Genomic DNA, 1,036 nt, shown 5'->3' on the forward strand with positions numbered 1-1,036 from the left:
AGAGCCTGGTAAATAAGGGTTTCAGGTGTTCTGGTGGCGGGCGAGGCGGCGGGCCATGACGATGACCATGGCCCACTGGACCATCGCGGCGTGGTGGGCGGGCAGCCGTTCGTAATCGCGGACGGTGCGGCGGCAGCGGTTGATCCAGGAGAAGGTGCGCTCGACGCACCAGCGGCGGTGCAGGACGACGAAGGTGCTCTGCCCGGCGAGCTTGGCGACGATCCGCACGGTCAGGGCAAGGCGGGTGGCGGCCCAGCCGACGAGTGTGCCGGTGTAGCCGGTGTCGGCCCACACGAGGCGGATGCCGGGGAAGCAGGCGTGTAGCGCCCAGAGCAGGGGTCGGGCAGCGGTGCGGTCCTGCGCGTTGCCGCCGGTGACCAGGATCGCGAGGAGCAGGCCGCAGGTGTCCACGGCGATGTGTCGTTTGCGGCCGTTGATCTTCTTCCCCGCGTCGTAGCCGCGCGTCGCTCGGCCGACGGTCTCCGCACCCCGAACCGACTGGGAGTCGACCACCGCCGCGGTCGGCTGAAGGCTGCGTTCCTCGACCTGTGTGCGGACCTGTTCACGCAGGCTGTTGTGCATGCGGTTCAACGTTCCGTCGGCGGCCCAGGTCTTGAAGTAGTGGTAGACCAGCTTGTGGTGGGGGAAGTCGGCCGGGAGCGCGTCCCACTGGCAGCCGGTGCGGTCGAGGTAGCGGATCGCGTCCACGATGTCGCGGCGAGGGTAGACGATCGGCCGGCCGCGTCCGGTCCCGGCTGGCACGTGCGGGGCGAGCACGGCCCATTCGGCGTCGGTGGTGTCGGAGGGGTAGTGCCGGGGCCGGGCGGTGGGCAGGTGCGCGTCGAGGGTGGCCGGGGTGGCGTACGAGGCGACACCGGCGACAAGGTATACAGACAGGGTTGGGCCTTCGGTCGTGCTGGTTTCGTCACCTTCGCTCGTACCGAAGGCCCTTCCTCATGTCACGCCGCCACGCCATCGCCGTAGTCGATCTCCGCTGCGCCCAGCGACCGCCCAGAACCCTTATTTACCAGGCTCT

General features: G+C 69.2%; 1 protein-coding gene. It reads right to left on the reverse strand.

The genetic code is table 11. The annotated features are described in order from the left end of the window. Positions 1-21: 21 nt before the first annotated feature. Positions 22-897 (reverse strand): IS5 family transposase, encoded by an 876-nt coding sequence (locus tag DLJ47_RS01060; protein ID WP_342447621.1) that lies wholly within the window; start codon positions 895-897, stop codon positions 22-24. Positions 898-1,036 lie beyond the last annotated feature (139 nt).

This window comes from Micromonospora sp. S4605 (assembly GCF_003176715.1).
Lineage (GTDB): Bacteria > Actinomycetota > Actinomycetes > Mycobacteriales > Micromonosporaceae > Micromonospora > Micromonospora echinaurantiaca.